The sequence below is a fragment of the Arthrobacter sp. T2-23 genome (genome assembly GCF_055398325.1).
Genome location: NZ_AP027917.1, coordinates 2,433,638 through 2,456,069, shown reverse-complemented (window position 1 = coordinate 2,456,069; position 22,432 = coordinate 2,433,638). Strand labels below are relative to the sequence as shown.

17 protein-coding genes and 1 pseudogene are annotated in these 22,432 nt (G+C 66.7%); 8 read left to right on the top strand and 10 right to left on the bottom strand.

Annotation, left to right across the window (positions count from 1 at the left end):
• Positions 1 to 144 precede the first annotated feature (144 nt).
• Complete coding sequence (locus tag ACZ5Z0_RS11345) at positions 145 to 1,269, top strand: GNAT family N-acetyltransferase (protein WP_464108514.1); 1,125 nt, start codon at positions 145 to 147, stop codon at positions 1,267 to 1,269.
• Between the two features lie 577 nt (positions 1,270 to 1,846).
• On the top strand, positions 1,847 to 3,496 hold the full coding sequence (locus ACZ5Z0_RS11340; RefSeq protein WP_464108513.1) for an MFS transporter: 1,650 nt from the start codon (positions 1,847 to 1,849) through the stop codon (positions 3,494 to 3,496).
• A 72-nt stretch (positions 3,497 to 3,568) separates the two neighbouring features.
• Here ACZ5Z0_RS11340 and ACZ5Z0_RS11335 read toward each other — a convergent pair.
• The 6 genes and pseudogenes from ACZ5Z0_RS11335 to ACZ5Z0_RS11310 form a co-directional block, all read right to left on the bottom strand.
• Positions 3,569 to 4,208: pseudogene (locus tag ACZ5Z0_RS11335) on the bottom strand (ABC transporter ATP-binding protein); the annotation flags it as partial.
• Between the two features lie 49 nt (positions 4,209 to 4,257).
• Positions 4,258 to 5,703 carry an SLC13 family permease gene (locus tag ACZ5Z0_RS11330; RefSeq protein ID WP_464108512.1) on the bottom strand — a complete coding sequence of 482 codons (1,446 nt, stop codon included), beginning with the start codon at positions 5,701 to 5,703 and terminating at the stop codon, positions 4,258 to 4,260.
• A gap of 300 nt (positions 5,704 to 6,003) precedes the next feature.
• The gene (locus ACZ5Z0_RS11325; protein WP_464108511.1) at positions 6,004 to 7,119 is read right to left on the bottom strand and encodes an ABC transporter substrate-binding protein; all 1,116 of its coding nucleotides are present in this window, start codon (positions 7,117 to 7,119) and stop codon (positions 6,004 to 6,006) included.
• A gap of 37 nt (positions 7,120 to 7,156) precedes the next feature.
• On the bottom strand, positions 7,157 to 8,932 hold the full coding sequence (locus ACZ5Z0_RS11320; RefSeq protein ID WP_464108510.1) for an ABC transporter permease: 1,776 nt from the start codon (positions 8,930 to 8,932) through the stop codon (positions 7,157 to 7,159).
• Positions 8,929 to 10,026 carry an ABC transporter ATP-binding protein gene (locus ACZ5Z0_RS11315; protein ID WP_464108509.1) on the bottom strand — a complete coding sequence of 366 codons (1,098 nt, stop codon included), beginning with the start codon at positions 10,024 to 10,026 and terminating at the stop codon, positions 8,929 to 8,931. The genes ACZ5Z0_RS11320 and ACZ5Z0_RS11315 overlap by 4 nt, the downstream gene beginning before the upstream one ends.
• Positions 10,027 to 10,060: 34 nt before the next feature.
• Positions 10,061 to 11,179 (bottom strand): PrpF domain-containing protein, encoded by a 1,119-nt coding sequence (locus tag ACZ5Z0_RS11310; protein ID WP_464108508.1) that lies wholly within the window; start codon positions 11,177 to 11,179, stop codon positions 10,061 to 10,063.
• 313 nt (positions 11,180 to 11,492) lie between these two features.
• Here ACZ5Z0_RS11310 and ACZ5Z0_RS11305 point away from each other — a divergent pair, with 313 nt between their 5' ends.
• The 3 genes from ACZ5Z0_RS11305 to tcuA all read left to right on the top strand — a co-directional run bounded on the left by ACZ5Z0_RS11305 (position 11,493) and on the right by tcuA (position 14,299).
• Positions 11,493 to 12,152, top strand: coding sequence for a GntR family transcriptional regulator (locus tag ACZ5Z0_RS11305; protein WP_261382569.1), 660 nt, complete (start codon positions 11,493 to 11,495; stop codon positions 12,150 to 12,152).
• Between the two features lie 75 nt (positions 12,153 to 12,227).
• Complete coding sequence (locus ACZ5Z0_RS11300) at positions 12,228 to 12,650, top strand: universal stress protein (protein ID WP_464108507.1); 423 nt, start codon at positions 12,228 to 12,230, stop codon at positions 12,648 to 12,650.
• Between the two features lie 182 nt (positions 12,651 to 12,832).
• Positions 12,833 to 14,299 carry an FAD-dependent tricarballylate dehydrogenase TcuA gene (gene tcuA / locus ACZ5Z0_RS11295; protein WP_464108506.1) on the top strand — a complete coding sequence of 489 codons (1,467 nt, stop codon included), beginning with the start codon at positions 12,833 to 12,835 and terminating at the stop codon, positions 14,297 to 14,299.
• 27 nt (positions 14,300 to 14,326) lie between these two features.
• On the opposite strand, the gene ACZ5Z0_RS11290 is transcribed toward tcuA, so the two are convergent.
• Positions 14,327 to 15,067: an alpha/beta fold hydrolase gene (locus tag ACZ5Z0_RS11290; protein ID WP_464108505.1), complete on the bottom strand. Its 741-nt coding sequence runs from the start codon at positions 15,065 to 15,067 to the stop codon at positions 14,327 to 14,329.
• A 139-nt stretch (positions 15,068 to 15,206) separates the two neighbouring features.
• Here ACZ5Z0_RS11290 and ACZ5Z0_RS11285 point away from each other — a divergent pair, with 139 nt between their 5' ends.
• Entirely contained in the window at positions 15,207 to 15,848 is a 642-nt protein-coding gene (locus ACZ5Z0_RS11285) for a GntR family transcriptional regulator (RefSeq protein WP_464108504.1), read from the top strand.
• Positions 15,849 to 15,882: 34 nt separating this feature from the next.
• Here the strand turns inward: ACZ5Z0_RS11285 and ACZ5Z0_RS11280 are convergent, their stop codons facing one another.
• A complete protein-coding gene (locus tag ACZ5Z0_RS11280; protein WP_464108503.1) occupies positions 15,883 to 17,913 on the bottom strand; it encodes an ABC transporter ATP-binding protein in 2,031 nt (676 codons plus the stop codon).
• Positions 17,910 to 19,646, bottom strand: a complete 1,737-nt coding sequence (locus tag ACZ5Z0_RS11275; RefSeq protein ID WP_464108502.1) for an ABC transporter ATP-binding protein — start codon at positions 19,644 to 19,646, stop codon at positions 17,910 to 17,912. The genes ACZ5Z0_RS11280 and ACZ5Z0_RS11275 overlap by 4 nt, the downstream gene beginning before the upstream one ends.
• Before the next feature lie 374 nt (positions 19,647 to 20,020).
• On the opposite strand from ACZ5Z0_RS11275, the gene ACZ5Z0_RS11270 reads away from it, so the two are divergent.
• Together ACZ5Z0_RS11270 and ACZ5Z0_RS11265 are read left to right on the top strand one after the other, a co-directional pair.
• Positions 20,021 to 20,821, top strand: coding sequence for an alpha/beta fold hydrolase (locus ACZ5Z0_RS11270; RefSeq protein ID WP_464108501.1), 801 nt, complete (start codon positions 20,021 to 20,023; stop codon positions 20,819 to 20,821).
• Between the two features lie 28 nt (positions 20,822 to 20,849).
• Positions 20,850 to 21,182, top strand: a complete 333-nt coding sequence (locus ACZ5Z0_RS11265; protein WP_464108500.1) for a VOC family protein — start codon at positions 20,850 to 20,852, stop codon at positions 21,180 to 21,182.
• Between the two features lie 126 nt (positions 21,183 to 21,308).
• Here ACZ5Z0_RS11265 and ACZ5Z0_RS11260 read toward each other — a convergent pair whose 3' ends face one another.
• On the bottom strand, positions 21,309 to 22,229 hold the full coding sequence (locus ACZ5Z0_RS11260) for a 2-hydroxyacid dehydrogenase (RefSeq protein ID WP_464108499.1): 921 nt from the start codon (positions 22,227 to 22,229) through the stop codon (positions 21,309 to 21,311).
• Positions 22,230 to 22,432 lie beyond the last annotated feature (203 nt).

Below are 22,432 nucleotides of genomic sequence, written 5' to 3'. Positions count from 1 at the left end.
TGCTGGACCAGAACGAAACGGCCCTTACCTAGGACCAGCCACCATTGGCCAGTCCTGTGAGAGTTCAATTGTTTCAATTGGTACTCTGGGGCATCGAATGGGGCGTCCTCGACGTAGGCCGCGGATTCAATTGGGGGGAACACCATGAACTTTGACATCGCTGAAATGGCGTATCAAGTGTCAATTGGCTTGGTAGGCGCAGGAGTACTGACGGGCGTCACGTTTGGATACAAAGTCGTCCGAGGAGCGATGTTGAGCCGCCGTTTTCCCGTTGCTGGCCTCTACCGAAGCACGTTCGAGGACATCGAAGACGGTAAGACGATCTATACCAAAGCCATCGCAGAACTGCGTCAGCGCGGCCACAAAGTTTGGGGACCCACACAAGAGGTTGGCACTAACCGACGGTGGCTGCTTGAAGGCGACATCGACAGGAGTGGACGAATTCACGGCAGGTATGTCGCAGATGACCCGCACGACGTTGGCCTCGGAGCATTCTTCCTAGAGATGACACCTGATCACTCGCTGGAAGGTATGTGGACCGGATATGACTCCGAGAACAAGACGGTGAGCTCTGGACGTTACTACTTCCGGCGCATGAATGAGATAGTCGCACGACCAATGACCGTAGCGGACGTACCGGCGGCCCTCTCGGTACTCGGAAACGCCTTGGGTGCCCGATACATTAGCCGCGAAGAGCTACTCGAATATACGGAAGACCCCGAAAAGGTCGCCTATGTTGCATCTTCGTCGTCGCGGACTGCGGTCGTCGCAGCGGCCACCGGTGTAATCCCGTCCTCCGCCGACGATCTTCTGTCAATGTTCCCTGAGGACCAGAGACAAAAAGTAGCTGACCTGGTGCCCGAACTTGCCTTCAACCTGACGGGCCTACTGAAATCCGTAGCCGTTGACTCCCAGGCCCGCGGAACGGGCGTTGGAACGGAAGTGTCTAGAACGGTCGTGGAAGCGCTGTTCGCTAAGGGCGCCACGAGCGTCGTCTCCATCGGATGGATGGACGACGAAGGCTGCCACATTCAGGGTCCTCTAGAAACCCTGGGCTTTACGGCGCGGGGAGACGTCCAAGAATTCTGGAAGGCGGATTCGATTCGTGAGGGTTACTCATGCCCCACCTGCGGCCGGCCGTGCCGGTGCAGCGCGCGAATCTTCGTACTCCCCGCCTCGTCAGCCCGGTCAACGGATTCGATCATGAAGCAACAGCAGGGCTGGCGTCTGCCTGCGGGGAGGACGCAGTCCGCGGTCGGTTCACGATGAGGGATCGACCGTTGGTCGGCTAAATGCTCGAGGCGGTGACGCAACATCTGGCGCTCAAGAGGTGACCGCCGGGGCGTCGCACTAGGGGGTATTCCCCTAAACCTCCGCGACCGGAGTAGCGAACTGCGGCGCGTACGCCCCGCCCGCGGCCTCGGGCACCCGGAGCTCCCCGTAGCACCTGCCTAAACGGCGCAGCCTGCTCACGGTGCATTCATCCAACCGGGCCAGACGCTCCTTCGGAAGCTGCTGCGCGGCGAAAAGCGCCCGGCCGGCCGGTGCGCGCACTCGTGCACGAGCTGCAGTGTCACGCGCCCATACTCATCGAGCCCTCCGGCGGGCGTCACTGCGTTCACCCCCCCGCTGACGAGCAGCTCATTTGCCGCCTCGAGGAGAGGGAGCGCTGGCGCACACGGTGCTCTCCGACGGTCGGGGCGGAGATCTTCGGCATGCCAGCCCTGTTCGCGAGCCAGCCAGTGGAGACGCCAGTTTACGAGGTTCCCAACGAAGGCCTAGGATGCTGACAGCATGTCAGTAAGCTACTGTATTACCCATACACCACGAGAGATCAGGAACCACCGTGACCGACGCGCTTCCCGGCCCTGCCGACACCACGCTGCACCCCAAGCGTTGGAAGGCGATGCCAATCATCGCCCTCGCCGTCTCGATCATCATCATGGATGCCACGGTCGTCAACGTCGTTCTCCCCGTGCTGATCCGCGACATCAACCTGACCGCCGCCGACGCCGAGTGGGTCAACTCCGTCTACGCCCTGGTCTTCGCCGCGCTCCTGATTACGGTCGGTCGGATTGGCGACATCTTCGGCAGGCGGCGCCTGCTCATCGTCGGCATCATTATCTTTGGCATCGCGAGCGTTCTGGCCGCCATGTCGGACTCCGGGGCGACGCTGATCGCGGCGAGGCTCCTCCAGGGTGCCGGCGGCGCCATGATCCTGCCAGCGACCCTCTCCACCGTCAACGCCCTCTTCACCGGGCGGGAACGTGGAATCGCCTTCGCAATCTGGGGCTCGACCATCGGCGGTATGGCAGCGGTCGGGCCGCTTGTCGGCGGCTGGCTGACCACCGACTTCAGCTGGCGCTGGGCCTTCCTGATCAACATCCCGATCGCCGTGATCGTCCTGGTCGGCACCTTGCTCTGGGTACCGGAGACGAAGGACCCGCACGCCGAACGCGGTGCCGACATTGCCGGCGTCGGACTGTCCGTCCTCGGACTCGGCGCAATCGTCTTCGGACTGATCGAGGGCCAGCGCTACGGCTGGTGGACCACCACGGAGCAGCTCACTGTCGGCAGCTTCCACTGGGGCTGGTCGATCTCGCCGGTCCCGGTCGCTTTTGTGCTCGGCGCGGCCATGCTCGTCGCGTTCGTGCTGGTCGAGCGGTCCCGGGCGCGCGCCCGCAAACCGGTGTTGCTCGACCTGACACTGATGGGCATCCGCAGTTTCCGCTACGGCAGCATCGCGGCCCTGGTGGTGGCGCTGGGTGAATTCGGCATGCTCTTCGCGCTGCCGCTATTCCTGCAGGGCGCTCTCGGATACACGGCCCTGGACACGGGACTCCTGATCCTGTCCCTGGCCGTTGGCACCTTCCTGATCTCCGGCGGTTCAGCCCAGCTCACCCGCCGGCTCGGCGGTCGCGGCGTGGTGCGTGTGGGCCTACTCCTCGAGGCCGTCGCCATCACCGGGCTGGGCCTCAGCATCAGCCTCACCGCGAACGGATGGGTGCTGGCGGCCTGGCTGTTCCTGTACGGCATCGGCGTGGGCATGGCCACGGCCCAGCTCACGAGCGTGATCCTCGCGGATGTCCCGGTCAGCCAGAGCGGACAGGCGTCCGGCCTGCAGAGCACTTTCCGGCAGCTCGGCTCAGCACTCGGCATCGCCGTGCTCGGCACACTGCTCGTCTCGACCCTTGCAGCCCAGGCCACCGAGAACCTGAGTACAGTGCCAGGCCTCGATTCGAATGCCCGTACAACGATCGTCTCGGTCGTCAAGGGCTCCGCCGGAGCGGCAATTCCCGAGATCGGATCGCTGCCCCAGGGCGGTCCGGCCGCCCAGGCCGCGGCCGAGACAGCAATGGTGGCCGCAGCCCGGATCACCACGCTGAGCGCCGCCGGCATCATCCTCCTCGGCTTGCTGGCTACCATCGCACTTCCAGCCATGCGCCGGGAGGACGAGGGTACAAACGAGGCCGCTCCCGTGGCGGCCCAGCCGTAGGGCCCGCCCCTCAGCGAACATGACTAGTCCGGCCGCTCCCCAGCCCATCACCGGCTGGGGAGTTTGCCGTCCCTAAACCTCCGCCACCGGCGCCGCGAACTGCGCCTCGTACAGCGCCGCATACGCCCCGCCGGCCTCCAGCAGTGAAGCATGCGTCCCCTGCTCCACGATCCGGCCGGCCTCCATCACCAGGATGAGGTCGGCGTCGCGGATAGTGGACAGCCGGTGGGCAATGACGAACGACGTCCGGTCGCTCCGCAGCGCGCTCATCGCCTTCTGGACCAGCACCTCCGTCCGGGTATCCACGGACGACGTTTGCTTCGTCCAGGATCAGCACTGACGGCCGGCCCAGGAAGGCCCGGGCAATCGTCAGCAGCTGCTTCTCCCCCGCCGAAACATTGGCGCCCTCGTCGTCGAGCACGGTGTCATAGCCCTGCGGCAGGGACTTCACGAACCGGTCCACGCAGGTCGCCTTCGCCGCCTCCAGGATCTCCGCCTCGATAGCAGCAGGCCGGCCGTAGGCGATGTTGTCCCGGATGGTCCCGCCGAACAGCCAGGTGTCCTGCAGCACCATGCCCATCCGCGAGCGCAGCTCGTGCCGGGACATCGCGGCGACGTCCACCCCGTCCAGCGTGATCCGCCCGGCGTCGAGCTCATAGAAGCGCATCATCAGGTTCACCAGCCTGGTCTTCCCCGCACCGGTGGGCCCCAGCGCCCACGAGACGGAGCGCCGTGGCTATCTGGACGGGTCGCAGGAACGATCACATGATGCCGGTCGGTACCAGCAGTCCCCAGGCTAGCGCCGGACCGACCAGCACGACTGCGCCGGCGTAGGCCATGAGCTGGCGGTAGACGCGCTGCCGGTCGCTCTCACTTGCGCTGGCCACCACGAGCGCACCGTCAGTGGAGAACGGGGAGACATCCACAACTGTGGCAGCAATAGCCAGCGCCGCGACTGTTCCCGAAGCGCTCAACGAACTGGTGGCCAGGAGCGGACCGGCGAGGGGGATGAACGCTGTCAGCAGTGCCGTCGAGGAAGCGAAGGCTGAGCTGACGCCGATCACGTAGCAGAGGACCAGTGCGACCAGCAGTGGGGCGCCGAGCGCCAAGGCCTGCTTGGCGAGCGTGTCGATGACGCCCACGTGCTGGAGCAGGGAGACATAGGTGATCATGCCGGCCACGAGGAGGACCGTGGACCAGGAGATGCCGCCGATGAACGTCTGGTGTTCGTTGATGTTGATCAAGGCCAGCAGGAGGCCGGCAGAAAGGGCGACAAAGCCGATCGGTAGGTGGAACCCAAGGGTGCACACCAGAATGATGGCGATCAGCGTGAGGGTAAGGATCTGCTGGCCGTGGGGACGAGCAGTACGGGTTGTGTCGAGATCCGCATGTTGGCCGTTCTCACCCTCGCGAAGCCTGCCCAGGAGGGCGAAGACGGCAATGGTGAGGGCGGAGAGAATGAGGTTGAGGGCGAAACTCGCCGTGAAGAGTGCCCCCTGGGAAATAGGGAAGCCGTTCTTCAGTGCGACGTCGTGTACCAGCACGCCGGCAACGGACAACGGGGAAAAGCCGCCAGCATGGGCTCCGTTGATGATGAAGGCACCCATCAGCACGGGATGGATGCGTGATTCGTAGGCGAAGCCCAGGGCAGCCGGTGCCAGCAGCGCGACAGCGGCCGGAGAGAAAGTACCCAGCGACGTCAGCGTGGCTGCGATGAGGAAAAACACCCAGGGCAAGAGCATGGTCTTGCCCCGGACCAGGCGCACGCAGGATTGCACGATGATGTCGATGGTGCCGTTCCGCTGGGCCATGCTGAAGAAATAGGTCACCCCGATGATCGTCAGGACAATGCTGGCGGGGAACTCCGCCAGGATCTCCTTATCGGTCATGCCGAGCATGAAGTACCCTACGCCGAAGGATGCGACCAGCCCCATGACGCCGATGTTCAACGGCCACTTAGTAGCGACGACAAACATCACGACGAGGATGACAAGGGGAATGATCTGGACAGCGGTCATGGTCCCCTCCGGCTCCACGCCGGACGCGGGCTGGAAGATGCCTCCGGACAGAACGAGGAAACCCAGAGCCAGGACTGCGATCACGCTCGCAGCCATCAGCAGGACAAGGCGGCGGGGGGCAGTCCGCTGCGGACGTTTGCCGGGGGCGTCGCCGGCAGGAGCAGCGGTGCGCTGCGCGGTCTTAGTCACCTTGGTCTCCTCCTTGAGAGCGGCTACTGCGAGACAGCCGCTTACGGCACTGTCGTCGGCCGGCTCACGCAGGGGCGGACCGGAACCCTTGCTCGGCGGCGGAGGGTGTCTGCAGCGGCTTGGTAGAGCATATCCGGCGCTGGGAGTCTGCGCGGATTAGTTACGGACCGGCGCTCAGGGATTGCGGGTTGGCGCAGCGGGGCGGCGCACGTTGCGAATTGGCGATGATCCCGGTGATCATCATTCGCCGCCCCACTGCGGTCCGTTGCCCGCGGCCTCAGGGCCCGGGCAGCTTGCGGGTTACTTGCTGTAGCCGAAGACCTTGTTCCACTTGGCCAGGTCGTCCTTGCCGAACGTGGTCGCGTCGGAGTTCGCCATCCGATAGACCTTGCCGGAGTCGGCGGCCGGCAGCTTGATGCCCATGATGGTGGGCGGCTCAACGTCGGTGCGGGCCGGGTATTCGCCCAGCTGTGCGAAAACCTTCTGACCCTGCTTGGACAGGTTGTAGTTCATGAACACCTTGGCCGCCTCAACGTTCGTGGCGGACCCGGCCATGCCGAGGTAGTAGTCGTAGGCCACGAGTCCCTCGTCCGGAACAATGAACTTCACCGGGGCCTTGTCCTGCACGGCGGAGATGTTGGTGCCGCTGATGGTCACGGTTCCCACCGCCACCTCGCCGCGGGCCAGCGCGGTGGCCTCGGCGCCAAGGGAGTCATAGATGGTGGGCTTCTGCGCCGCGTACTTGGCGAAGTAGTCCTGGCCCATCTTCGACTCCATGAACCGGCTCAAGGAGGCGGTGCTGCCGCCGGAGCCGCCCTGGACGATGCCCAGCTTGCCCTGCCACTTTCCGCCGACGGCGTCGGCCCAGGACTTCGGCGCATCCGCTTCCTTGACCAGCTGGGTGTTGTACCCGAGGGTGTAGACGGAGTTGAACATGCGGGTGAACTGGCCGCCGTCGATCGAGACGTCCTTGAACTGCGCCGCACCCGGCACGTCGTAGGCCTTCCAGACCTTCGCGTCCTCCAGGGTCTTGGCGATCCGGTAGTCGGAGGTGCGGATGACGTCCGCGCCCAGCTTGCCGGCGCCCTGCTCGGACTGGACGCGCTCGGCGAGCTTGTTCGGCGTCAGGCGCACCACGTTGACCTTAATACCGGTGTCCTTGGTGAAGGCCGCCACCAGGGCGCTCTCGGAGGACTCGGTGTAGCCGGAGTACAGGCTCAGCGTCTGGGTCTTGGCCTTGTCATAGGTGGCCTTGTCCGCGATGTTTTCGCCGCTGATGACTAGGCCGTCGTCGGTCTTCACCTCCGCCGTGGCGGTGACAACGCTGGTGCCCTGGGCGGAGCCGCCGCAGGCGGCCATGCTCAGGGAGAGGACGACGCCGAGGCCGAGGAGGGGGATTTTGGACGCTAACTTCATTGTTTAGACCCTTTCAAATGGTGTGGTTTGGGAAGCGTTACTTGGCACCGAGCTTGCGGTCGGCGCCCACCTTCTGGGCGATCACCGCCAGCACGGCGATCACGACGATGTACAGAACGCTGACGGCCGCGGCGGCCTGGCTCTGCCCGTTGTCGAAGTTGTCGAACACCAGGATCGAGAGGATCCGGGTGTTGGAGGTGAAGAGGAAGATCGAGGCGCTGAGCTCACGCATGGAGAGCATGAGGAACAGCAGGAACGAGGACGTGATGCCGACGCGCATCAGCGGGAGGGTGACCGAGACGATCGCCTTGGCCCGCCGGGCGCCGAGCATAACGGCGCTGTCCTCCAGGTCCTGGTCCATCTGCAGCATCGACGCCGAGATGCCCCGGTAACCCTGCGGCAGGAAGACCGCCACGCAGGCGATCGCCAGGATGGCCAGCGTTCCGTAGACCGGAACCGGCAGCAGCAGCCAGGTCCAGAGGAGGCCGATGCCCATAACGATGGCGGGAACCGCCAGCGGCGTCATGGCGATCAGCTCGATCAGCTGGCCGAGGCGCGATTTGGTCCGGTAGCGGACGTAGGAGGCGATGAAGCTCAGTGTGGTGCCGGCGATCGCGGCGAGGAGGGCCACCATCACGCTGTTGCGCAGCGCCAGCTGGAAATCGTGGGAGCCGAGCACGTCGGCGAGCTTGGCGAAGCTCATCGCCCCGGTCTCAAAGAGCTGGGAGATGGACGCCACGAACGGGGTGGCCTGCATGGACGCTGCCAGCAGCGCGAGCATCGGGAGGACGACGGCGACGGCGAAATAGGCGAGCGCGATGATGGTGAACGGCCAGCGCAGCTTCCGCAGCGGGACCTGGCGCGGCCGGTTGCCCTTGCCGGTCACCGTGGTGAACTTGCGCTTGTTGATGATGCGCTGCTGGATCACGGTGATGATCAGCAGGGCAGCCGTCAGGACGATCGCGATGCTGGCCGCCTGGTTGCTCTTGGCCGGCGTCGCGCTCATCAGGCGGTAAATGTAGGTGGGCAGGGTGTCGATGCCGGCCGGATTGCCGATCACCTGCGCCACCGGGAAGTTCTCCATGGTCAGGGCGAAGACCAGGATCGCGGAGCCGAGGACGGCCGGCAGTGCCAGCGGCAGCGTGACGGTGCGCAGCATGGTCTTCAGGGTGGCCCCATGGACCGTGGCGGCCTCTTCGAGGTCGGCGTTCATCATGGACAGCGAGCTGTGCATGAGCAGGAACGCGTACGGGGCGTAGAAGATCCCGAGTACGAAGATCAGCCCCGGCAGGCTGTAGATGTTGATGATGAAGTCGATGCCGAGGTCACGGAGCAGGATGTTCAGGTAGCCGGCGCTCGGGGAGGACAGCAGCGACCAGGCCAGGGCACCGACGAGCGCCGGGATGAACATCGGGGCCATGCCGATGAAGAAGATGAACTTCCGCAGCGGCGCGTCGGTGCGGGCACAGACGAAGGCCATGAACGCCCCGATGACCAGTGCCACCACGGCCGACCCGGCGCCCACCATGAGCGAGTTGCCGAGCGCCCCCAGGGCTTCCGGGCTGGCCAGAAGGATCAGGTTGTCCAGCGTCAGCCCGCCCAGGGAGATGTTGCCCGGGCGGGGAACGGCGTCGGAGAACGCCGCCAGCAGCACCAGGGCCAGCGGCAGGAGGACCAGGACGGCCAGGATCGCGATGATGATCATGGCGGGGGTGCTCTTGCGCAGGTTCCCCAGCGCCTTGGTGCCGCGGGAGGCGACGGGGACGGGGCTGGCCGTGACGACGGGGTCCGCCAGCGGAGTCTTGAGGCTCATACCAGCACCTCCGCCGGGAGGATCTGGACCTGCGAGGGGTCGATGCTGACCCAGACCGAGTCGCCCACCTCGTGCTGTTCGCCCCGCTTGATGGTGCCGAGGGCGTCCAGTTCCAGCCCGCCCTCCAGTTCGACGGCGTAGCGCACGTCGTTGCCCTGGAAGCCGGCCACCATGACTTTGCCCTGCCAGGCGTTGGGCGCCGTCGTGGGCCGGGAGCTGATCTGGAGGTCTTCGGCGCGCATGCAGACCTTCATCTGCTGCGGCGCCGCGGCAGCGCGCTGGGCGGAGTGGATGGTGAGGCCGTGGTGGGCAACCTTGGCGGTGGCTGAGCCGTCCGGGGCGGGCACCGATTCGCAGTCCATGACGTTGGAGACACCCAGGAAGTGGGCGATCGAGGCGCTGGCCGGGGTCTCGTACATTTCCCGCGGGCCGCCGATCTGGACGATCTTTCCGCCCTGGAGCAGGGCGATGCGGTCCGCCAGGGCGAAGGCCTCGTGCTGGTCGTGGGTGACGTAAACGCAGGTCAGGCCGAGGCGCAGCTGGATCTCGCGGAGTTCCACGCGGAGGCGGTCGCGGAGCCGGGCGTCCAGGTTGGAGAGCGGTTCGTCGAGCATCAGGACGCTGGGGCGCATCACCAGGCTGCGGGCCAGGGCCACGCGCTGCATCTGGCCGCCGCTGAGGAGGCTGGCGCCGCGGTCCGCGAACTTTTCCAGGCCCACCATAGTGAGCACTTCCATCACCCGGTCCTGCGTTTCGGCCTTGGAGAGCCGCTGCAGCTTCAGGGAGTACGCGACGTTCTGGAAGACCGTCATGTGCGGCCACACTGCGTAGGACTGGAAGACCATGCCGACGTTGCGCTTGTTCGGCGGCAGGTTGATGCCCTTTTCCGAATCGAACACCACGACGTCGTCGATGATGATCCGGCCGGAGCTGGGTTCTTCCAGGCCGGCAAGGCAGCGCATAGTGCTGGTCTTGCCGCAGCCGGACTGACCCAGGAGAACCAGGGCCTCGCCGTCTCCGATATCTAGGTTGAGGTTCTCGATGGCGACGAAATCGCCGTACTTGAGCTGCAAATTCTGGATGCTGATTTTCATGACACGTCCTTGTGAATGTAAGCCTGCCGCCCGGTCAGTCGCCGGGGACGAGCACTGTTCCTTCGCTGATGACCCTGGCGGACCGTTGGAATGCGACCTTGGTGGGAACCGCTGCGTCCAGTGCCGTCCTGGTCGCGCCGTTCAGAAGATGGATCGCCAAACTGTTTTCGCCGCCGTGGTCCGGCCGGGCCACCGCGGCGTTCGCGACGACGGACCCCGCGCGGCCGGAGGCGGCGGCGATGGCCACCGCGCTGGTCAGGCCGATGGCCGGGTGCAGGGCGCCCATGGAGATCATCCGCGCGGAGACCCCGGTTTCTCCGGCCGGCGGCGGCCCGACGATGCCGACTTTGGGAATGGAAGTCAGGTGGCTGGGGATGCCCATGACTTTCGCGGCCGCGGCCCGCAGCGCGGGCGCCAGGTCGACCAGCTGCTCGAGTTCTTCCGCGCTTTCCCGGCCGGTGAAGCCGAAGTCGCGGGGATCAAAGATCGCGGCCGGCGCGCCGGCGTCGATCAGGGTGGCGTGGAAGGTGCGCCCCTGCACGGTGACCTCGTCGATGGGGTTGCCGGTGGGCAGCTCCGTCTCGAAACTGGTCCAGCTGCTGCTCTCGAAGATTATGTCCACCGGCACGCCCGGGTAATACTGCCCCGGGATCTGCCGGGCGCCGTAGGTGGGGACCTCGCCGCCGGGGGTGGGAACCTCGCAGACCAGGCTGAGTCCGGTGACCGTGTTGACGATCGTGACCCGGGAGACTCCGTCGGCCGGTGTCGCCAGCCGGGCGTGCAGCGCGTACAGGCCCAGGCCGGTGGCGCAGTTGCCGCAGTTGCTGTCCCATTCCACCGAGGGGTTGTCGATGGCCACCTGGGCGAAGCAGTAGTTCACCACGCCGTCGGCCGAGCCGAGGTCATCGACGATGATCGCCTTGCTCGTGGTGGAGGATGCGCCGCCGACGCCGTCGATCTGGCGGAGGTCCGGTGAGCCGAAGGTGCGGATCAGCAGGCGTTCGATGTCCGCGGTGTCCGCCGGCAGGTCGCTCTGGCGGAAGATCCAGCACTTGCTGGTCCCGCCGCGGACCAGGGCGGCCGGGACCTGAATTACTGACGTTCGTGGGGAGTCCGATTCCCCCAGTTGGACCGTGCCGGTGGGGCTGGTCATGGTTTCTCCTCAATGGTGCCTGCGTACCGTCGTTGGTACCGGTCGATCTTTGAAACACTTTCGGTACAGTTTTGGAAAACTGTCCTCGCTTTCGCTCGAATGTATACCGTTTGAGAGAAGCGAGCAACAAAAATGTGTGTTGGCACACACCCGTTACCGAACCGTGACATAAAGCCGGGGACGGCGCTCCTTCCGTGTCGACCGAACGCGGAGAATGTATACCGTGTGTTAAAATGGCCTGCGACTGTATGTTGAGTTGAATCAGGACCGCCTGATGTTCACAACAGCTGCTGCCACAAGGAGGAGACCAGCGATGAGCAATCCGGCACTCATGAGTCCGTACCTGATGATTCGCAACGCGATCATTGCCCAGGAGTTCCCGCCAAAGGCCCAGCTGGTGGAGACCGCACTCGCCAAGAAATACAACGTGTCCCGTACCCCTATCCGGGAAGCCCTGCGCCGCCTGGAAACCGAGGGCCTCGTGGAGCGGATCGGCTCCCGGATGCAGGTCCGGGAGTACCGGCCCGAGGAGATGCTGGACCTCTACGAGGTGCGCTCTTTCCTGGAGGAAGCCGCCGCCAAGACGGCAGCTCTGCGGCACACGGACATGGACCTGATGCTGATCGAACGCGCCCACCAGAGCATGGTGGACCTGAAGTTCGAGGAGGCCACTGCGGCCCAGCTGGCCGCCGTGAACCGCACCTTCCACGAGCGCATCTGGGCAGCGAGCCACAGCGCCGCACTGCTGGATCTGCTGGACCGCATCCTGGTCCACTTCATCCGCTACCCCGGCACCACCCTGGCCACGCCGGCCCGCTGGAACCAGGTGCTGAAGGAACACGAGGAACTGGTGGCCGCCATCCGCGACCGCGACGCGGAGCGGGCCGGCAAGATCGCCAGTGCCCACCTGGAAGTTGCCAAGAACATCCGGATCGAGATGTACATCGACGCCCAGGAGATCCCTGCGCCGTAAGACCCACGCACGTCACCCGGTGCCCGCGGGGCACCGGGAGCACAGCCATGAGGAACTAACGAAGGAGATCGACCAGTGTCAGGCATTGTCATCGTCGGCGTCGACGGATCAGAAACAGCCATGAAGGCAGCACGTACCGCGGCGGACCTGGCCCAGGCCATGGGCGCCACCCTCAACGTGGTCACCGCGTACGCCAGCGACAAGACCGAGGTGGTGGAGATCGCGGGCGAGGACTGGACAGTCTCCGACTCGGAGCAGGCCCACAAGGTGGCGCAGCGCGTGGCATTGCTGCTGGGCGCATCGGGCGTCTCCACCACGTACACCGCCGCGCATGGGAAGCCCCACGAGGTCCTCGTCAGCGAGGCCGAACGCCTCGAAGCGAAGATCATCGTCGTGGGAAACCGCCGAATGCAGGGTCTGGGAAGGGTTCTGGGCAGCGTGGCCAACACGGTCGCCCACAACGCACCGTGCGACGTCTTCATCGCCAAAACCAACTGACCACAGCGCGCCCATAGCGGCGGCGCGACTGGATCAGCAGGGAGCCCAACCGGGATACGGTCGGGCTCCCTGCTGCGTTTCCCCAACGCTCAAGGCGCCGTTCGCGTCATCTTCCAGCACCCTATTGTCACTTTGCATTCTGTTGTATACATTCGTATCCATTCATAGACAGGAGCTAAACAATGATCGAGAACGTCGACGTTCTGGTGGTAGGCGGCGGCAACGCCGGATTCACGGCGGCACTGGCCGCGGCCGAAAACGGCCGCTCGGTGCTGCTGCTGGAGAAGGCGGAGAAGGACCGCGCCGGCGGCAACAGCTATTACACCGCGGGCGCCACCCGCATCCCGCACGGCGGGCTGGAAGACCTGGCCGACGTCGTCGAACCCGACGAGCGGCACACCGTCACCGAGCTCCCGCCGTACACGCAGGAGGACTACCTGGCGGACCTGGACAAAGTCTCGGGCGGACGTAACGATCCCGAGCTTTCCCGGGTGCTGGTGGAGGAGAGCCACGGGACCCTGCGCTGGCTGCAGCGGCAGGGGCTGAAGTACCGGCTGATGTACGAACGCCAGGCCTACAGCCGGCCGGACGGATCGTTCCTGTTCTGGGGCGGCCTGCACATCGGCAACGTCGGCGGCGGCAAGGGCCTGATGGAGGACCACGCGGCGGCGGCCGAACGCGCCGGCGTCGGCGTCCGCTACGGCCACGCCGCGACGGGGCTGATCGTCGAGGATGAGCGCGTTGTGGGCGCGAGGTTCCGCGACGGCGACGGCGTGGAGAAAGAGGTGCGGGCCGGTTCCGTCATCCTGGCCTCCGGCGGCTTCGAGGCCAACCCCGAGATGCGGCGCCGCTACCTTGGCGAGGGCTGGCAGAACGCGAAGGTCCGCGGCACCCCGGGGAACACCGGCGAGATGATCCGCTCGGCCCTGGACGCGGGCGCGGCGCAGGGCGGGGACTGGTCCACCTGCCACAGCGTCGCCTGGGACGCCGGGGTCGCGGAGAACGAGAGCAACTACGAGCTGACCAACCAGCTCACCCGCGGCGGATACCCGCTGGGCATCGTGGTGAACCAGGCGGGCGAGCGCTTCGTGGACGAGGGCGCCGACTTCCGCAACTACACCTACGCCCGTTACGGCCGGGACATTCTGCAGCAGCCCGGAGCCGTGGCGTACCAGCTGTTCGACGCCACCACCCGGCCCATGCTCCGCGCCGAGGAGTACGAGATGCCCGGCGTCTCGGTCATCGTCTCCGATGACCTGGCCACCCTGGCCGAGCGTGCGGGCATCGACCCGGCGGGGCTGGAACGCACGGTTGCCGGCTACAACGCCGCCATCGATACCGGCCGGGCGTTCGACCCCAACGTCAAGGACAGGAGGGCGGCGGCCGTGGTGCCGCCCAAGAGCAACTGGGCGTTGGCGCTGGAGACGGCTCCGTTTTACGCCTTCCCCGTCACGTGCGGGGTGACCTTCACGTTCGGCGGGCTGAAGACGGACACCTTCGGGCGCGTCTTGAACAACGACGGCGCCCCCGTCCCGGGCTTGCTGGCCTGCGGCGAAGCGCTGGGCGGGTTGTTCAGCGGCAACTACCCGGGCGGCAGCGGCCTCGCGGCCGGCGCGGTGTTCGGCAGGAGGGCCGGCTCAGTCGCCTGAGCCGTTGCCGTCACCGCCGTCGGGTGCCTAGTTTCGGTACCCGGCGGCGACGTCGTGGAGGGCTGCCGCGGCGACCTTCGGGTTGGTCAGCATGGCGCAGTGGTCGCCGCTGATGGTGACCAGCCGGGTGGCGGCAGGGAGATTGGACAGGGACATGCGCATTCGCCGTTCGGTGTTCTGCCGGTCCTCCTCGGGCCAGAGGTAGGTCACGGGGACGCCGTCCAGGGCACCGGCGGTCAGGGTCCATGGTTCGAAGAGCGGCCCGGCGGGCTGCGGGGTGAGCCGAGATCGGATGGCCCGGACCGCGGGGTCCTCCCGGTCCAGCGAGGAGAGCCAGCGGGAGGCCACCACAGTTTCGGGAACTACGTAACTGCCGTCCCCCCGCGCCGCGGCTTCCCGCTCGTAGGTCTCGCGGATGGCGGGGTCCAGGGTGTCCGCCCAGGACTGGCCGGGTTTGCGGGCCTGGGCGCTGAAATAGACCAGGTGCCGGACCTTGTCCGGGCGCTTCATGGCCGCGGCCGCGATCGGGTACCCGGCCATGCTGTGCCCGGCGAGGACCACGGGCCCCGGGGCAGCGTCCAGGCGCTCGACGACGGCGGCAACGTAGTCGGCCACGGTCACCGAGCCGCGCGGGGTTTCGTCATTTCCGTGGCCGGGAAGGTCAAACGCGGCAGCCTCCGTGCCCAGGGCGGCGAGCTCGGCGATGGTCTCCTCCCAGCACCATGCGCCGAGCATGCTTCCGTGGACCAGCAGGATCTCGGCGGGCATGGATGCTCCTTCGGTGGTGCTGAACGCGGCCGCCGGGCTCCGGCGCCGCGATTGAATGCAAATGTATACTGCGAGCTGGGTAATGGGAACCCGGATAATTGCCCGTGGACGCCAGGTCCGGGCCCGGCGAGGAGCGTGTGTGGTGTTGGAGAAGTCGGTTTACAGCCGCCTGCGGGAGGACATCCTGAGCTCGGCGATCACGCCGGAGGAGACCCTCACCGAGGTCAAGCTGACGGAGCGGTACGGCGCGTCCCGCACCCCGATCCGCGAGGCGTTGCAGCGGCTGGAGCAGGATGGCCTGCTGGAGCGCCGCGGGAAGGTGCTGGCGGTCCGGACCCATACGGCCGAAGAGATCGTGGACATCTACGAATCCCGCATCGTGCTGGAGGAGGCCGCCGCGGCCAAGGCGGCGCGGAAGCGCACGGACCTGGACGTCCGGTTGCTGCGGTCAAAGTACCAGGGCATGCGCGTGCTCGATCCGTCGGACGGGCCGGCGCTGGCCGAGGCCAACCGGGAGTTCCACGGCCTGATCTGGTCCGCGGCCCACAGCCCGTCCCTCATGCGGCTGCTGACCGGTCTGGACCAGCAGGTGCGCCGCTACAGCCTGACCACCCTCACCCACCCGGGCCGCTGGGACGCGGTGCTGGCCGACTACGAGGCCCTGGTTGCGGCTATCGACGCCGGCGACTCGACTGTGGCGGGCGACATCGCCGCCCACCACATGACCGAAGCGCTGGAGATCCGGCTGCAGATGTACGCCGAGGACCCGCACCGGTTGTAGGGCGTGCCTTCTGCGGCTGCGGGGAGCCCTTTCCTCAAACCTCCGCCACCGGCGCCGCGAACTGCGCCTCGTACAGCCGCGCGTACGCCCCGCCGGCCTCCAGCAGTGAAGCATGCGTACCCTGCTCCACGATCTGGCCGGCCTCCATCACCAGGATGAGGTCGGCGTCGCGGATGGTGGACAGCCGGTGGGCAATGACGAATGACGTCCGGTCCGAGCGCAGCGCGCTCATGGCCTTCTGCACCAGCACCTCGGTCCGCGTATCCACCGAGCTCGTCGCCTCGTCCAGGATCAGCACCGACGGGCGGGCCAGGAACGCCCGGGCGATGGTCAGCAGCTGCTTCTCCCCCGCCGAGACGTTGGCACCTTCGTCGTCGAGCACGGTGTCGTAGCCCTGCGGCAGGGACTTCACGAACCTGTCCACATACGTCGCCCTCGCCGCCTCCAGGATCTCCGCCTCGGAAGCATCCGGCCGGCCGTAGGCGATGTTGTCCCGGATGGTCCCGCCGAACAGCCAGGTGTCCTGCAGCACCATGCCCATCCGCGAGCGCAGCTCGTGCCGGGACATCGCGGCCACCTCCACGCCGTCGAGCGTGATCCGACCGGCGTCGAGCTCGTAGAAGCGCATCATCAGGTTCACCAGCGTGGTCTTGCCCGCCCCGGTCGGGCCCACAATCGCGACCGTCTGCCCCGGCTCCGCCACTAGGCTCAAGTCAGAAATCAGCGGCTTGTCCGGCGAATACGCGAAGGACACGTTCTCGAAGACCAGCCGGCCCCGCCCGCCGTCGGGCGCCTGAGCTGGCACCGGATCCGGCGACTGCTCCTCGGTGTCCAGCAGCTCGAACACCCGCTCCGCCGACGCCACCCCGGACTGCAGCAGGTTCGCCATCGAGCCGAGCTGGGCCAGCGGCTGGGTGAACTGCCGCGAGTACTGGATGAACGCCTGCACGTCGCCCAGCTGCATCGCCCCGGACGCCACCTGCAGCCCGCCCACCACGGCGATCCCCACGTAGACCAGGTTCCCGATGAACGTCATGGCCGGCATGATCAGCCCGGAAATGAACTGCGCGCCGAAGCTGGCCTGATACAGCTCCACGTTCTTCTGCCGGAACCGCTCCTCCACCTCGCGCTGCCGGCCGAAGACCTTCACCAGCGCGTGCCCGGTGTAGGTCTCCTCGATCTGGCCGTTCAGCTCGCCGGTGTTCTTCCACTGCGCCACGAACAGCTTCTGCGAGCGCTTGGCGATCACCGCCGTCGTCACCAGGGTCAGCGGAATGGTGACCAGGGCGATGATGGCCAGCGTCGGCGACAGGATCACCATCATCACCAGCACCCCGGCCACGGTCAGCAGCGAGGTCACCGCCTGGCTGATGGACTGCTGCAGGCTCTGGGAGATGTTGTCGACGTCGTTGGTCACCCGGCTGAGCAGCTCGCCGCGCTGCACGGTGTCGAAGTAGCGCAGCGGCAGGCGGTTGATCTTCGCCTCGATCCGCTCGCGCAGCCGGTACACGGTGCGCTGCACCACGCCGTTGAGGAGATATGCCTGCATCCACATAAACGACGACGCCAGCACATACAGCACCAGCGCCCACAGCAGCACGGAGGACAGAGCGGCGAAGTCGATCCCGGTCCCGGGCGTCAGCGCCATGGCGCCCAGCATGTCCGCCTTTTGGTTCTCCCCCGCGGCCCGCAGCTGCGCGATCAGCTGGGCCTTGCTCACCCCGGCGGGCAGCTGCTTGGACACGACGCCGGCGAAGATCAGGTTGGTGCCCTCGCCCAACAGCCGCGGCCCGATCACGGACAGCGTTACGCTCACGACGGCGAGGGCCAGTACCAGCGTCAGCCAGATCCGCTCGGGGCGGAGTTCGCCCAGCAGCCGCCGGGCGGAGGGGCCGAAGTTCATCGCCTTCTCCGCGGGGATGTTCATTCCGGCGAACGGGCCGCCGCGGCCGGGCCCGCCGGCCGGACGGGGAATGCGCAGCGGCGCGTCCTTAGCGGCGCCCGCTCCTCCACCAGGGCCGGCACCAGCGGGGGCGCCGGGCGTCCGGGACTCGACCTTGCTCATACCGCCTCCTCCGCCGCGAGCTGGGAATTCACAATCTCGTTGTACGTCGGCGAGGTCTCCAGCAGCTCCTCGTGCGTGCCGTGCGCGACGATCCGGCCGTCGTCGAGCACCAAAATCTGGTCCGCATCCGCGATGCTGGACACCCGCTGGGCGATGATCACCAGGGTCGCGCCGGCGGTATGCTGCCGGAGCGCCTGCCGCAGCCGCGCATCCGTGGCGGTGTCCAACGAGGAGAACGAGTCGTCAAAGATGTAGAGCTCGGGCCGTTTCACCAGCGCCCGGGCAATCGCGATCCGCTGCCGCTGCCCGCCGGAGACGTTGGTGCCGCCCTGCGAGATGGGCGCGTCCAGCCCGCCCTCCATCTCCCGGACAAAATCCTCCGCCTGCGCGATAGACAGCGCGCGCCAAAGTTCGTCCTCGGTGGCGTCGGGTTTGCCGTAGAGCAGGTTGCTGCGGACCGTGCCGGAGAACAGGTAGGGCTTCTGCGGGACCAGACCGATGTGGCCCCAGAGCAGGTCCGGGTGCAGCTCGCGCACGTCCACGCCGTCGATCCGGACCGAACCGGAGGTGGCGTCGAAGAGCCGCGGCATCAGGTTCACCAGGGTGGTCTTGCCGGAGCCGGTGGACCCGATGATCGCCGTCGTCTGCCCCGCGCGGGCGGTGAAATCCACGTCGGAGAGGACGGGCGCCTCGGCACCCGGGTAGGCGAATCCGACGTCGCGCATCTCCAGTTCGCCGCGGGCTGCACCGGCGAGGCTGACCGGGTACTCCGGCGGCCGGACGCTGGATTCGGTGCCCAGCACCGCGCCGATCCGGTCCGCGGAGACGGCGGCGCGCGGGATCATGATCGCCATGAAGGTGGCCATCATGACGGACATCAGGATCTGCATCAGGTAGCTCAGGAACGCGATCATGGTGCCCACCTGCATGGAGCCGTCCTCGATCCGGAACGCGCCGAACCAGATCACGGCCACGGAGGAGACGTTGAGCACCAGCATCACGGTGGGGAACGCGAGCGCCATCAGCCGGCCGGCGCGCAGCGCGGTGTCCGTGACGTCCTCGTTGGCGCGGCCGAAGCGGGCGGCCTCGATGTCCTCCCGGACGAAGGCGCGGACCACGCGGATGCCCGTGAGCTGTTCGCGCAGCACCCGGTTCACCGTGTCGATCCGGGTCTGCATCAGCCGGAACAGCGGCACCATCCGGGTGACGATCAGGCCGACGGCGATGAGCAGTACCGGCACGCTGACCGCGATCAGCCAAGACAGCTGCACGTCCTGCCGCACCGCCATGATGACGCCGCCGATGCTCAGCATGGGCGCGGTGACCATCAGCGTGGCGGACATCAGCACCAACTGCTGGACCTGCTGGACGTCGTTGGTGGAGCGGGTAATCAGGCTGGGCGCGCCGAACCGGGTCACTTCCTGCTCGGAGAACTCCGCCACCCGGGTGAAGATCGCGCCGCGCACGTCCCGGCCCAGCGCCATCGCGGCCTTCGCGCCGAAGTAGACGGCGGCGATGGTGCAGGCTATCTGCAGCAGCGTGACCATCAGCATCACGCCGCCGGTGCGCATGATGTAGTCCGTGTCCCCTCGCGCCACACCCTGGTCGATGATGTCCGCGTTCAGGGTGGGCAGGTACAGCGAGGCGATGGAGGCCGCCAGCTGGAAGACGACGACGGCGAGCAGCAGCCGCCGCTGCGGCCTCAGGTATTCGACGAGCAGTTTCCAGAGCATCCGGTCTCCACTTTCACGCTGCTGCACGCGCTGTTTGGCGCGCGTGATTTGGAGGCCAGTTTACGTCCGGATGCTGGGAGTGAACGGGGTTCCTCTCAGGGCGAATGCGGGGCGGGGCAGCGGGCATGCACGCGGGCGTACTGCTGAGCTTGCGGTGACACTGGGCAACGTCGAGTAGCGTTGGCTCCAACCACCGCTAGCAGCGGCCGCAAGGGACTCGGCGGCGGTGACCGCATCCAGGCAACCATGGTGTTCGAGAGCCTCGGCTAGCCGCACACCGAGAAACGAGCGGTGGCATCGGGAGGCCCGGCACGCTGCGACGCGTCCGTCCGCCGGAAAACGACCGCGCTCCAGATCGAGAGGGAAGCCGAGGGTTGCTCACAGAATATGCCTGTCAGACCAGGGACGGCTTTTACCTTGCAGTGCAGGTGGGCGGTGCCGCCGGCTTGCCGGCCCTCTTGCTGCTGCAGGGACAAGCGAATTCCCACGTCTGGTGGGACGGCCCTCGGAGCGCCTTTGAGTCCGATTTCCAGACCATCACGATGGATTACCGAGGAACAGGCTCAAGCCGCGGACCCGTCGCTGCGTGGACCACGGAGAGTTTCGCGGCCGATGCTGTGGAAATACTTGATCGCGCCGGCATCTCCAGTGCCTTCGTTTATGGGACCTCAATGGGCGGGCGGGTCGGCCAAATGATCGCGGCCCATTACCCGGAGCGTGTGACTGCCCTGGTCCTTGCGTGTACGACGCCTGGCGGACCGAACGCTGCCGGGCGCGCCCAAGAGGTCATTGCGGAACTCGCCCGGTCGTCTCCGGCTGACCGGCTCAAGGTTCTGCATGAGCTGTTCTACACCCCGGCCTGGCCACATTCACCCGAGGAAAGTGTCCTGCTCGGTGATGCTTCGATGACTCCGCAGGAACTGGCAGCGCACCGCAAGGCGAGCAGGCGCCACGACGCCTGGGACCTCTTACCCTCGATTACTGCCCCGACGCTGGTCCTGCATGGGGAGGATGATCTGATGACGCCCGTGCAGAATGCCCGCCTCCTTGCTGCCCGGATTCCAGCTGCGCGCCTGCAGGTCTATCCCGGAGGCAGGCATGGATTTTTTGAGGAGTTCGCTCAGCAGGTCACCCCGGCCGTGATCGACTTATTTCTGGGAAGAGCCGTCAGTTAATTTCGGCGCCAAGGTGTAGCTTGGCCGGATGCTGAGCATTGGTTCGATCGTGATCCGGGTGGACAACCTCGAACGACAGATGGCTTTCTGGCAGGCCGCGCTGGGCTACGAACCGCGGCACCAGCCCGACGACGACTTTGTCATCCTGCAGCCGCCGGGCGGTGCCGGCATCTGCATCTCGCTGGACCGCGTTCCCGCGGCCCTCCAGATCCCGCCGCGCCTGCACCTGGACCTGTATACCGACGAACAGGACGCCGAAGTGCAGCGGCTCCTAGGCTTGGGCGCCACCCGGGTCGCGTGGAGCAAGCGGCCGGCGGACGCGGACTACGTGATCCTTGCCCATCCGGAGGGCAACAGCTGACCCCGACGACACGCGGGTCGGCACCTCGGCCCCTTTGGAATGGCTGCCCGACGTACATCAATGGCAAGTACAGCGGCTCGCCCAAAGACAACAGGACGAGACGCCCGACGAGAAGCCCGGGCTGACTTAGCCGTTCATTACGACGTTCACCGGCGGTTCGCCCGCGAGCATGAGCTCGATCTGCCGCTGGACAAGCTTTCCCATCCGCGGGCGCATGGCCGCGCTGGCCCCGCCCACGTGCGGGCTGATGATGACGCCGGGGATCCCCCACAGCGGGTGGCCTTCGGGGAGCGGTTCGGGATCGGTGACGTCCAGCGCAGCACGCAGCCGGCCGGAGGAGGTGTGCTTGACCAGCGCCTCGGTGTCCGCGACCGGGCCGCGGGCCACGTTGACCAGGAGCGCGCCATCGGGCATTGCCGCGAGGAAGGCGTCGCCGATGAGGTGGCGGGTGGAGTCGCTGAGCGGGACCCCCACAATCACGACGTCGTGCTCCGGCAGCAGGCCGGGGAGTTCGTCGATGCCGTGGACGTGGCCGCGGTCATCGGTCCGCCGCCGGCTGGCCACCCGGGTCACCGTGGTTTCGAACGGCAGCAGCCGGTCCTCGATCGCCTTGCCGACGCCGCCGTAGCCGACGATCAGCACGCGCTGGTCCGCGAGGCTGGCGGTGGGGCGGCTCTCCCAGCGGCCCTCCCGCTGGTTCTGCAGCACGCGCGGGAGCTCGCGCTGGCTGGCCAGGATCAGGGCCAGCGCCAGCTCGGCGGTGGACGTTTCGTGGACGCTGGCGGCGTTGGCGAACGTCCGGCCGGCAGGCAGGAACTCCTCCACGCCGTCGTAGCCGATCGACTGGCTCTGCACCAGCCCGGTCTCGACGCCCTCCAGACCGCGCAGGACCTTGGTACCGCCCATGTACGGCGGCACCACGATGTCCAGGCGGGGCTGCGGCGGTTCACCGGACAGATCCCACTCGAGGACGGTGACGTCCGGGTGGGGCTGGAGGTATTCACGCAGGGTCGCGTCGGGCAGGCTGACAGTTAGTTTCCTGAGCATGGTTGCCAGCCTAGCGGGCGGGCGCCGACGTCGTCGTGATAAGTCGCGGTGCGGAAAAACGCGTACCGCGAGGGGCTAGCGTAGGCCCGGCCGCAGGGGCAGGATGGGAGGAAACCGGATCCCAAGCCAATCGCGGATGCCGGAACTTTGCGCACGGACATTAGCAATGTCCGACTTTCGCCCGTTGTCCGGGCCGATCGGGG

What these genes read in the sequence shown, in the direction of transcription:
- ACZ5Z0_RS11345 (WP_464108514.1), top strand. Translation starts at nt 145, where the DNA reads ATGAACTTTGACATCGCTGAAATGGCGTATCAAGTGTCAATTGGCTTG.
- ACZ5Z0_RS11325 (WP_464108511.1), bottom strand. Translation starts at nt 7,119, where the DNA reads ATGAAGTTAGCGTCCAAAATCCCCCTCCTCGGCCTCGGCGTCGTCCTC.
- ACZ5Z0_RS11320 (WP_464108510.1), bottom strand. Translation starts at nt 8,932, where the DNA reads ATGAGCCTCAAGACTCCGCTGGCGGACCCCGTCGTCACGGCCAGCCCC.
- ACZ5Z0_RS11315 (WP_464108509.1), bottom strand. Translation starts at nt 10,026, where the DNA reads ATGAAAATCAGCATCCAGAATTTGCAGCTCAAGTACGGCGATTTCGTC.
- ACZ5Z0_RS11310 (WP_464108508.1), bottom strand. Translation starts at nt 11,179, where the DNA reads ATGACCAGCCCCACCGGCACGGTCCAACTGGGGGAATCGGACTCCCCA.
- ACZ5Z0_RS11305 (WP_261382569.1), top strand. Translation starts at nt 11,493, where the DNA reads ATGAGCAATCCGGCACTCATGAGTCCGTACCTGATGATTCGCAACGCG.
- tcuA (WP_464108506.1), top strand. Translation starts at nt 12,833, where the DNA reads ATGATCGAGAACGTCGACGTTCTGGTGGTAGGCGGCGGCAACGCCGGA.
- ACZ5Z0_RS11290 (WP_464108505.1), bottom strand. Translation starts at nt 15,067, where the DNA reads ATGCCCGCCGAGATCCTGCTGGTCCACGGAAGCATGCTCGGCGCATGG.
- ACZ5Z0_RS11280 (WP_464108503.1), bottom strand. Translation starts at nt 17,913, where the DNA reads ATGAGCAAGGTCGAGTCCCGGACGCCCGGCGCCCCCGCTGGTGCCGGC.
- ACZ5Z0_RS11275 (WP_464108502.1), bottom strand. Translation starts at nt 19,646, where the DNA reads ATGCTCTGGAAACTGCTCGTCGAATACCTGAGGCCGCAGCGGCGGCTG.
- ACZ5Z0_RS11265 (WP_464108500.1), top strand. Translation starts at nt 20,850, where the DNA reads ATGCTGAGCATTGGTTCGATCGTGATCCGGGTGGACAACCTCGAACGA.
- ACZ5Z0_RS11260 (WP_464108499.1), bottom strand. Translation starts at nt 22,229, where the DNA reads ATGCTCAGGAAACTAACTGTCAGCCTGCCCGACGCGACCCTGCGTGAA.